This is a genomic window from Emticicia sp., from assembly GCF_043780375.1.
In the GTDB taxonomy this organism is placed as follows: domain Bacteria; phylum Bacteroidota; class Bacteroidia; order Cytophagales; family Spirosomataceae; genus Emticicia.
In genome coordinates, this window is sequence record NZ_JAYWCU010000224.1 from 1 (window position 1) to 10,808 (window position 10,808).

At 35.6% G+C, this 10,808-nt stretch carries 11 protein-coding genes; 1 reads left to right on the forward strand and 10 read right to left on the reverse strand.

The annotated features are described in order from the left end of the window. Window positions 1–221: 221 nt before the first annotated feature. The 10 genes from ACH2CJ_RS17305 to ACH2CJ_RS17350 form a co-directional block, all read right to left on the reverse strand. Window positions 222–1,508 (reverse strand): aminotransferase class V-fold PLP-dependent enzyme, encoded by a 1,287-nt coding sequence (locus ACH2CJ_RS17305; protein WP_394994490.1) that lies wholly within the window; start codon window positions 1,506–1,508, stop codon window positions 222–224. A gap of 121 nt (window positions 1,509–1,629) precedes the next feature. Then, on the reverse strand, window positions 1,630–2,949 hold the full coding sequence (ftsZ, locus tag ACH2CJ_RS17310; protein WP_394994492.1) for a cell division protein FtsZ: 1,320 nt from the start codon (window positions 2,947–2,949) through the stop codon (window positions 1,630–1,632). 108 nt (window positions 2,950–3,057) lie between these two features. Beyond that, a complete protein-coding gene (gene ftsA, locus ACH2CJ_RS17315; RefSeq protein WP_394994495.1) occupies window positions 3,058–4,470 on the reverse strand; it encodes a cell division protein FtsA in 1,413 nt (470 codons plus the stop codon). A 61-nt stretch (window positions 4,471–4,531) separates the two neighbouring features. Further along, window positions 4,532–5,299 (reverse strand): cell division protein FtsQ/DivIB, encoded by a 768-nt coding sequence (locus ACH2CJ_RS17320; protein WP_394994498.1) that lies wholly within the window; start codon window positions 5,297–5,299, stop codon window positions 4,532–4,534. Between the two features lie 45 nt (window positions 5,300–5,344). Next, window positions 5,345–6,124 carry a GNAT family N-acetyltransferase gene (locus tag ACH2CJ_RS17325; protein ID WP_394994501.1) on the reverse strand — a complete coding sequence of 260 codons (780 nt, stop codon included), beginning with the start codon at window positions 6,122–6,124 and terminating at the stop codon, window positions 5,345–5,347. After that, the gene (gene murG, locus ACH2CJ_RS17330) at window positions 6,121–7,218 is read right to left on the reverse strand and encodes an undecaprenyldiphospho-muramoylpentapeptide beta-N-acetylglucosaminyltransferase (protein WP_394994503.1); all 1,098 of its coding nucleotides are present in this window, start codon (window positions 7,216–7,218) and stop codon (window positions 6,121–6,123) included. Before murG ends, ACH2CJ_RS17325 begins: the two co-directional genes overlap by 4 nt. Before the next feature lie 45 nt (window positions 7,219–7,263). Beyond that, the gene (locus tag ACH2CJ_RS17335; RefSeq protein ID WP_394994506.1) at window positions 7,264–7,770 is read right to left on the reverse strand and encodes a hypothetical protein; all 507 of its coding nucleotides are present in this window, start codon (window positions 7,768–7,770) and stop codon (window positions 7,264–7,266) included. Between the two features lie 46 nt (window positions 7,771–7,816). Then, complete coding sequence (locus tag ACH2CJ_RS17340) at window positions 7,817–8,989, reverse strand: FtsW/RodA/SpoVE family cell cycle protein (protein ID WP_394994509.1); 1,173 nt, start codon at window positions 8,987–8,989, stop codon at window positions 7,817–7,819. Between the two features lie 312 nt (window positions 8,990–9,301). Beyond that, on the reverse strand, window positions 9,302–9,628 hold the full coding sequence (mscL, locus tag ACH2CJ_RS17345) for a large conductance mechanosensitive channel protein MscL (RefSeq protein ID WP_394994512.1): 327 nt from the start codon (window positions 9,626–9,628) through the stop codon (window positions 9,302–9,304). 23 nt (window positions 9,629–9,651) lie between these two features. Then, on the reverse strand, window positions 9,652–9,858 hold the full coding sequence (locus tag ACH2CJ_RS17350; RefSeq protein ID WP_394994514.1) for a hypothetical protein: 207 nt from the start codon (window positions 9,856–9,858) through the stop codon (window positions 9,652–9,654). Between the two features lie 477 nt (window positions 9,859–10,335). Between ACH2CJ_RS17350 and ACH2CJ_RS17355 the strand changes: the two genes are divergently transcribed. Then, window positions 10,336–10,647, forward strand: coding sequence for an SCP2 sterol-binding domain-containing protein (locus ACH2CJ_RS17355; RefSeq protein WP_394994516.1), 312 nt, complete (start codon window positions 10,336–10,338; stop codon window positions 10,645–10,647). Window positions 10,648–10,808: the final 161 nt, after the last annotated feature.

Sequence of the window (10,808 nt, forward strand, 5' to 3'; positions counted from 1 at the left end):
TATTAGACTTCCTGCGAAAGTATTTTAAGTCGAAAAACACCATCTTTTCGGCTACAAATTGAGCAAATTTTTCAACCGTAGCGGTGCTATGCTTTCAAAATCTCCTCAATTTTCGCTTGAAAATCTACTATTTTTCAATCATAAAACACTTTCTCAGGAAGTCTATTGTAATTAAAGTAAAGATTTTATAGTAAAAAAGGGCGAAATTTTTTCGCCCTTTTTTATATCTTTGTCAAATGCTGTACACCATCTAATAATCTATCTAAATCTCTTAATGTGGTATAAACGTGTGGTGTAACTCTCACACCATCCAATTTTTCCCATTTAATCGGTGAAGTATGAATTTTAAACTTCGCAAATAACTCACTTTCGATTTTTCCTGCTTCCAAACCTTCTACACCAAAATGAGCCAAAGCTCCCGAAAATTCGGGTTTCAGTGATGTATTCATTTTAATTTTAGGTAAACTTTTTGCCTCTTTTGCCCAATAATCCTTCAAAAATCTTAAACGAGCTTCCTTTCGAGCATTTCCAATGGCAAGTTGAAAATTAAGTGCTTGACCAATTGCCTGCTCAATCATAAATGGACGAGTACCGAGATTTTCAAACTTACGAATATTATCAGAATTGGGTTTATCATTCGGAATAAGGGGAAAAACCTTGCCGATTTTTTCTTTTTTTATCCACAGCATTCCTGAGCCTATTGGTGCGGAAAGCCATTTGTGCAAGCTCGTTCCAAAGTAATCACAACCTAAATCTGTGATTTTATACTCAAGATGTGCAAATGAATGGGCTCCATCAACTACCACTTCGATTCCTCGTTTGTGGGCTTCATCGGCAATACGTTTGGCTGGTAAAATCTGTCCGTTCCAGTTTATAATGTGCGTAATATGTACAACTTTGGTGCGTGGAGTCATTTGTTCTACAAATTTTTTTACAACCAAATCATTGTCTTCGATTGGCAAATCAAGTTCAACATAATTGATTTTCAGGCCTTCACGCAATTCTCTCTGTCGCCACGCATGAAGCATATTTGGATAGTCGTAGCGAGTCATAATAATTTCGTCGCCAAGCTGTAAGGGTAAACCCATAATCACTGTATCAAGGGCTTCGGTGGCATTGCGATTAATGGCAATTTCTTCGGGTGAAACACCTGAATATTTTGCTAGATTTTCTCGTAAAGGCTCACGTCCTTGGTCCATTATTCTCCACATATAGTAGCTTGGAGCTTCATTTGCCAATTTATTATATCGCTCGACGGCATTTTGTACAACTGAGGGAGATGGACTCACACCACCATTGTTTAGGTTTATTATTTGAGGAGAAACTGTATATGCTTGCTGAATCTGCCACCAATAATCTTCGTCAGTTGCTAAGTCTAATGGCGTTTTGTTTGAAGCTAAATCGACAATTTTCAATAAATCATCTTTTGAAAATACTTTCAAACTTGGAATCAAGGATGTTCCTGCAAGCATTGCAGTTTTGCTTAAAAAATTACGGCGAGAGGGCATGAGTTTAGGCTATTTTGATTGGGATGAGTTTTAGTAGTGAATTTATTGAATTTAGTTGAAAAACAAAAACGCATGAAGGATTTTCATGCGTTTTGATTTGATTATAAGATTTTAAGCGTTTTTATCTATTCGATTCCATCATGGCAAGCAGTTGGTCTAATTCATATTCTAAAACTTTACTACTTTGTTTCAGTTTTTTTACATCTTGTAATTCTACTCCATTACGAATATAGGTTGGTGTTGAAATCAATGCTGGGTTTCTGTACCCTTCTCGCATAAACTTATGAATCATTGTTTTAATTTGCTCAGACTCGTCTCTTGATTCTGACTTTGGCTCAGATTTTGTTTCAAAACCAGTAGTCGTTTTTTGTCCTTTTGTTGTTATCTCTTTTTCTTCTTGTTTGGGAGCCACTGGCACAACAAGAGGGATTTCAATAATCTCTGCCTCTTGTTCAGCAATAATATCAAAACCTGCAGCTACAATTGTTACACGTACTTTTTTACCCAAATTTTTATCAACTGCAAAACCATGTTTAAATAAACGTGCTTTAGTATGAATCTGACTTTCAACAAACTTTGTAACTAAAGTTTGGTCAGATAATTTTATTTTATGCTCTGGGCTATAAGCAATGCTTACCAAAACCCTTTGAGCTCCATTAATATCATTGCTTTCAAGCAAAGGTGATGATAAAGCCAGCTTTATGGCCTCCTCTACTCGTTTTTCACCTTCTGCTTCTGCTGTACCCATCACCGCTTGACCAGCTCCCCCTAAAACTTTCTTAACATCGGCAAAGTCAAGGTTAATAATACCTGTACGGGTAATTAATTCGGCAATACTTTTTACACCATTTGCCAATACATCATCGGCTTTAGCATAGGCCTCTTCAATGTCCATATCACCAAACTGTTCCTCCAAACGTTCATTTTTTATTATCAGAACGGTGTCACAGTTTTTTTTCAGTTCCTCAATTCCTATTCTCGCTTGCAAAATCTTATCTCCACCCTCAAAAGGGAATGGGTCGGTTACTACGGCTATCGTTAAAAGATTCATTTCACGGGCAATTCTGGCAATTACAGGAGCAGCTCCTGTGCCTGTGCCACCTCCCATTCCTGCTGTAATAAAAACCATTTCAGTTGGTTCTTTCAGTATTTCACGAATCGCTTTTTCACTTTCTTCAGCCGCTTTTTTCCCCATCGTTGGCTCAGTTCCTGCTCCTAAACCTTTGGTAAGCTCAATACCAATTTGAAGACGTTTAATTTCAGATGAAGCAGATTCTAAGGCTTGTTGGTCAGTATTACAAATAACAAGTCCGATATCATTAACGCCCAGATTGTGCATGTGTTTCACGGCATTACAGCCAGCCCCGCCTACACCAATAACCTTAATAATATTTCTAAACTTATTTTTAGGTACGAGTTCGTAATCTGGTTCTTGAGACATGTTATGTATAGATTTTATAATTTGGGAAAAGCTGTTTTTTTATTCAATATTGGTTATAAGATAGGTGATTAGGTTAGTTCTTAAAAGTAATTATAGGTTGCTGCAAAATCAAGTATAACCTTTATCATCACCCACATCGGGCTTATTAGATGCTTGCACTTGACGTTTCAGCCAACCAAAAAGTCCACTACTGGCTGGTTCTTCATTTGGTATTGGTTCTATTTCCTTGGTACGTCCTACATTTTTGGTTTCGAAGCCGTTATTATTTGCTGTCTTTTGGCTTTCAGGAATTTCTCCCCAAATCACTTCTTGAGGTACTCGCTCATCTAGTGGCAAAAAACCCGATAAAACTAAGCCTACGACGGTCGCATATCGTGGGTCTTTAATTTTGCTAATGGCACTTTCACCTATATTACGAGTGTTATTTCCTACACGAATATTCATGCCATTGGTTACTCTATCAAAAACATCTTTTATCATTCTAATATTTGATGTTCCTCCCGTAAGAACCACGCCACTAATCAATTGTCCTTCATAGCCCGAGTGCATTATTTCTGCCATTACCATCGCTGCAATTTCTTTCAAGCGTTCCTCAATGATGATGCTCACATTTTTTGCTACAATTTCTTTATCAGGTAAACCTTCAACACCTGGAATTTTGATAATATCGTTTTTACCCACTTCGTCGGGAGGCACATCTCCCATTATCAATTTTAGTTTTTCGGCATGGTCAGGTAATATTTGAAAAGCCTTTACAAGATCATTTGTAATAGATCTTCCTGCAAATGGAATAACCGAAATATGCCGTAATCCATTTTCATGAAAAACAGCCATTTCTGTGGTATCTCCACCAATATTAACAACTACCACACCTAATTTTTTGTCAGTTTCACTCAAAACAGACATTGAGTCTGCCAAGGGGGAAAATAAAGTGTGTACGATTTTTAATGGTACAACTTTTTTGGCATCCTGCACTTTAGCACCAACACTTTCAATGGTTTGTTGAAGGGCAAGATGCGGGTCATTAGGAGTCGAAATTAAGAAAAAATTTCCTCCAAGCGATACTCCAAACCTTCCAATGGGGTTGTCGGGTACTGCCACTCTATCAATGATAAATTCTTGTGGAAAAGTATGAATAATTACGTTTCCAGCAGTCGGACGAAAAGATTTACGAATATCAACTGCCAGCTTTTCGATTTCTTCTTTGCGAATCGTTGTGCGGCTATCGTTACGAGTCAAGAAGTTTTGATGGGTTCTTCCTTCTACATTTTCACCCGAAATATTAACAATTACATTCTGAATATTTATATCTGCTTTGTCTGATAATTTTGTTAGGATACGGTCAATATCTTTTGCCGTAAACTCTAAATTTACGACAGTTCCATTAGATACCCTCCCACGTTGAGTAGGTTCTTCTGCCATATCCAAAATTTTCACTTTCCCGATATGATCCATTATACCGGCAACCGCACAAATTTTTGTGCTGCCGATGTCAATACCTACGATTACATCTTTGCTCATATACCATTATTTTAATGCTCTTAGCATTGTTAAATCGCTAAAAGGCACAGCTTAATTATTTTTACTTACAAACAATCTGCCCATCATACTTCACACTTATGTGCGAAAAGCTATCCCAACCTCGAACAGGAAGTATTTGACTATAAAATATTTTTATTCTATTCAATCTGTTTTCAATGTTGGTGGGTTCTCCAAACTCAATGATATGTTTTCCAACTAAAGGAATAATGCTCACATCACCATTTTTTGCTACATCTAATTGTGTAAATTGTGCTTTAAGAAAGGCATCCTCATTAATCAAAGTTAAGAAGTATAAGATTTTTTCTTGGCGTTTTGTTTTTAAATTTGGCAAATTTCGGAAATATTCGCCCGAAAGCAATAAAATTCTTGCTGAATATCGCTCTGAAAGTGGAAAAATTCCTCCATCGACATCTACATAGGCATCCTCTCGTCCGTCTGACATTAAAATTCGAGCAATTGGAATATGTTGTTCGATGTCCAAACTAAGATTTCCTTCTATGCCTCTAAATGCCTGACATGATTTTATTTGCTTATTTCGAAGCACTCGTCTTTCTATTTCACGTAAATCAATTTTTTCAAACATTCTACCCACCAATTGGTCGCTCCCATTTTTTGTAATGAGAGCTTCAATGTCTTGCTTATTGACAAAATAATGCTCGTCTGCATTATTGATTTTAATGACAATTTCCTTGCAGCGGTTCGATGAGAATGTATCACTCGAAAAGCCGATTAGGAGTGTTACAGTGCCAATTGCTACTATCACAAACAGCACCTTGCCCATTTTTTCAAAGTTGAATTTACGAAACATCTTTTATAAATATTAGGAAAAAAAATATAAACTACTCAATATCAATTATTTAAGACTTTTTAAAAATGCATTTTGGTCATTTAATGTCTTAAACTCATCCGCAACTTTTGATTCTAAATCAGTTTTACAAAGTTCTTTCAATCGCTCAATGTCTTTATTCCAACCCGAACCATCAAAAAATGACAAGCCTTTGTGGTCTCTTATTTTATATAACGCTGATGCTTTATAAGCCGTACCCAAATATACATTTTTTAAATCGTTATCTTTTGCCCAACGAATTACTCGCCACATAATCCATTTGCCGAGTGAATGTGTTCGCATATATTCGATATCAAAAAAAGCAAACCAATAATGCAATATTTCAGTATTTAAAGCGGCAAACACAAAACCTAAAAGTTTGCCTTCTGAGGTAAAACGAAAAATATGCGTGCCTGTTTCTCTCGATGTAATGTATTGCCAACGCTCAATGCTCATATTGTCGTCGCCGATACGTTGAGAAATATATTCTTGACAAAAATTAACAAATTCCGTCGAATTCAAGTCAAAATCTTCTTTCTTGATAACTTCTAACTGAACATTTAATGGCTCAACCAAACGATTTACACGACGATTTTCTGAGGTATCTTCAAATCTTTCTAAATCAACTCTTAGGCTACGAGCCAAATAAAAAATATCGCCTTCAATACCCAAATTTCCTGTATATGGCAAAAAACCCTTCTCATAAACCTCTGTCAATTCGGTCTGCGATTCCTTCAAACAATAAATGGCATAATCGAATGTATAAGTTGAATAATCTACGCTGTTTTCAGAAAAAAATATTTTCATGCATTAATAATATTTAATACCTCCGCCGCAATTTCTTTTCCTGCATTTGGTCTTGCTAAGGTTTTTATATTTTTACTCAACTGATTCATAACTTCCTGACTATCAGCCAATGTTATTACTTTATCTACCAAAACATTCCTTGCTTCCACATCTTTTACAATCCATGCGGCATTGGCATTAACCAAACTCATTGCATTTTGTGTTTGGTGGTCTTCGGCAGCGGTTGGTAAAGGCACTAAAATCGAAGGTTTTTCTGCCAAACACAATTCCGAAACCGACAATGCTCCAGCACGTGAAACTACCAAATCGGCAGCAGCATAAGCCAAATCCATTTCATAAATAAAGTCTGAAACATACACTCGGTTTGTCTGTAAAGATTCTACTTTCGTCTTTGCTTTATCAATAAATAGCTTTCCTGTTTGCCAAATAATTTGTAAATCGTTAGAAATCAGGTCATTAAGTCCTGCAAAAATGGCTTCGTTAATCGTTCTTGCTCCTTGACTTCCGCCAATAATCAATAAAGTTTTTCTTTCCGCATCTAAGCCAAAATGCTTGAATGCTTGCTCACGCTTCGATTTTGTTTCCAGAATATCTTTTCTGACTGGATTTCCTGTCATTACAATTTTTTCTTTCGGAAAAAACTGCTCCATATTCGGGTAAGCCACACATATTTTCTTGGCACGTTTGGCAACAAATTTATTGGTTATACCTGCAAACGAATTCTGTTCCTGAATTAAAGTTGGTACACCGAGAAAATTTGCCATTATCAAAGTTGGTCCGCTGGCATAACCCCCTACTCCAATTGCTACATTTGGCTTAAAATCTTTGATGATTTTATAGGTTTTCCAAAGGCTTTTTATCAATTTGAACGGAAGTCTAAAGTTTGCCAACATATTTGAGCGATTGATACCCGCAATAGGCAAACCGATTATTTTGTAACCTGCCTTTGGCACTTTCTCCATTTCCATCTTTCCTTCTGCTCCCACAAACAATATTTCGATATTTGGGTCGATGGCTTTGAGTTCGTTGGCAATGGCAACGGCAGGATAAATATGCCCACCTGTTCCGCCTCCACTTATAATGATTTTTGACATAACCTCTCAGCCCTTAAAGGGGGAATTTTATTAAATTTATTTTATCTAATTTTTATAACTTTCTCTAATCCAAAGTCTTAAAATTATGTTTTTATAGTTATAATCACAGTATTGTATTTTTACATACTTACTGGAATCTATTGGTCCACCATGAATTTTTTGATTATGAAAACCTACGCTACTAATATTATCTGAATATTCAAATTCAATACCTTTAACCATGAATTTTTCAGATTTATGTCCCCTTTCACCCATTGTACTAAAATCTTCAACTAAACCTTCAATTTCAATATACTTTTTATTGTTCATAATATAGAAGCATTCTATGTATTCTTTTGTGGTAATAAATAAAACAAATCCAGTCCACACAACAACAAAAACTATTGCAAGATACATTCCTGAAAGATTTTTATCATTTTTATTGTCAAAGCTATCTTTTCTCTTTAGTCTTTTAATTTCAAATACGCACAATGATATTGCTACTAATCCTATCAATGGAAATCCAAAGATTTTAAACCCTGAATTGTAAAAGGTATAGTATTCGACAAGCATATTTTAAATCGAAATAAGTCCCCTTTAGGGGTTAGGGATGGCGTTTTTAAATAACTTTCTCCTCATATTCCCCTTTTGTAACACTCAAAACAATACCAATGGCAACGGCGGTAAACAAAATTGATGTTCCACCCATACTCATCAATGGCAAAGTTTGACCTGTAACTGGCCCTAAGCCAACATTGATAAACATGTGTACAAATGCTTGAAAAACTATACTAAAAGTAAGCCCTACACAAAGTAAGCCACCAAAAGCACGATTGGTATTTTCAACATTTTTTAAGCCTCTATAAAGTAACCAAAGATATAAACCCATTACCAAAATTGCACCTAAAAGACCATATTCTTCAATAATAATAGCGTAGATATAATCTGAAAATGCCTCTGGTAGGTAATTTCTTTGAAAACTATTTCCTGGCCCAATACCTATAACTCCGCCCCTCGCAATCGCAATCATGGCTTGCTCTCGTTGATAATTATCATCCCTATCTCTATTTCCAATTACTTTGTCTCGGTTAATATCAATATCGGCAAATGCTTCGATACGCTCAAGTACAACTTGCCCCCGACCGAACTCTACGCCACGAGCATATAGTGCTACACTTACACTCATCACCACAAACAAAACCCCAATAACGAATCCTGCCATTCGGACAAGGTAACGACTTGGTACACGCCCAACCCACATAATTAGGAAACAGGTTACGCCCAAAATTACGGCTGTCGAAAAGTTGGTAACTGCCAACATTCCACAAAGTAATCCACACCAAAATATCAAACCATAAAGCGTTTTTGGGGTATATTCTACATTTTGTCGGCGAGCAAGCATCGCAGCAAGGTTGGTTATAAGCACCAAACGAACTAAATCTGATGATTGAAAAGAGATTCCAAAAAGGTTTATCCAGCGTTTTGTACCACCAACGGCTGTACCGAAAAAGTAAGTATAAATAAGCAGAAAAGGGGTAATCCAAAGTAAAAGTTTTGAAATACCAGCATACCTCGTATAGTTGAATCGGTGAATGAACCAAATAACCAATAACCCAAGCAATAAATGAGTAGTATGTGTAAGGAGGTAACTTTCGGTATTGCCGCCTGCCTTTTTGTAGGCAAGTGCCGAACTGGCACTATAAACGACCAGCATACTGAATAAAGAGAGTAGAGCAATGATGAACCAGATTTGCCAGTCACCACGCAGTTTGTTTTTCAACCACGTTTCCATGATTTTATGGGAACGGCGAACCGTCAGTTAAGTTTATAGGAAATAAGCACGCTATCCTCTTGAATTTTAAACAAAAAACAAGAAGGTATAACAAATGTAAATTAATTAAAAGTGAAAGAAAAGAAAAAATTGAAAAATTTATTTTTAGGTAATTTTTTCAATTTATATCATTCCTTTTAAACAAAACTAAACCTTTTTGCAAAATATTATTCGGTTTGTTTAGTTTAATTTGGTAAATACTTTTTATATGTGCTATAACAAAAATCACGCTATTTTAGATAAAATAGCGTGATTTTTATGGTTTATAAGATGTTACTTCTCAGTCATTTTTATTTTGTTGGCAGTTTTTACTATCAAGAAAATTACCCATGCGATGATGATAAAATTTAGTACATTACTCAAAAAGTTACCATAATTTATCACAATTGCTGCAACTTCTTTTCCTGCGGCGTCTATCATTTTTTCACGAAGAACAATGCCACCAGCAATACCGCCATTAGAAATTAGATTGACAATTGGCATAATTAAATCATCAACCATTGAGGTAACGATTTTGCCAAACGCTCCTCCGATAACTACTCCAACAGCCAAATCAAGGACATTTCCTTGGGCGATAAATGTTTTGAATTCTTTTAACATAACCATAAAATTTAGGTGAAAACTTAAAGTGTAAATAAGAAACCAACTGCCAAGCCTTCGCTTAATTGGAATTTTTTAACAATATCTGCATCATAAACACCTAATAGTGTAAAGTTTACATTCAAATATTTATTAACTTTGGCCGTAGCAACTACACTCACATTGTGGTCGATTGGTTGGGTTCTTGGTGCATACGCCACAAAGCCCTGATAACACCATTTTAGATTCAAGTTTTTAGCAACAGGCCGCAACCACTTGAAAACCCATTTTATTAAGTTGTTTTTTGCCTTTTTCTACTTCATAAGAGCGAAACAGCTTTTCCCGTCTTAGGTTAATCTTTTTAAGTATTTGTAATGCAAATACCATTTTTGCGGAAAATTTACTCGCTGGTAGAGGTTTTTTGAGTTTTTGATTTGGGCTTAAAATGCACCTTTTTAACTTAATCTTCGTTCAAAAAAATATCATTTTTTACCAGCAAAAAAAACTTAAACAACCTCATAAATAAAAACATTAGATAGTTTCGTTTTCAGAACAAACGACTACATAATAACGAAACTCCAACATACTTTGCTCAAATGTTCACTATTTCCCACAGAAAGACAAATTTTAATGTAAAAATTATTAGTATGCTTGCATAATATTTATTTGTTTTTTTACTACATTCGCCCTGTATTTAATCATTCGCTTATTTTAAACAATATTAGACAATGTCTGCAAAAGAATACTTACAAAATACAGCTTCAAGACTCACACCAAGCGATATTGAAGGGGTTTCAACAACATTACACTTCGATTTTGGTGGTGGTGCTAACTATTCAATGGTTGTTGCCGATGGCAAAGCTGAATTTATAGAAGATTTTATAGGCACACCTGAGTGCGTAGTAAAAGCCGAGGCTGATGATTTCGTGAAAATTGCCACAGGCGATATGAATCCAATGATGGCAATGATGATGGGTAAACTAAAACTCTCGAATCCTGGGGCAATGATGAAATATGCAAAAATGTTGGGGCTGATGTAAGCCCCCAGCCCCTAAAGGGGAGTAAAAAAACTTAAATTATTCAATTAAAATTAAAGTCCCTTTAGGTAGGTTGTCCAAAGAGCATAAAAAAATTCTTTCATATTTTTGTAGTGCGAAAACAAAAATAAAGAAAGAATTAGATGTCCAAAGAACACCTTGAT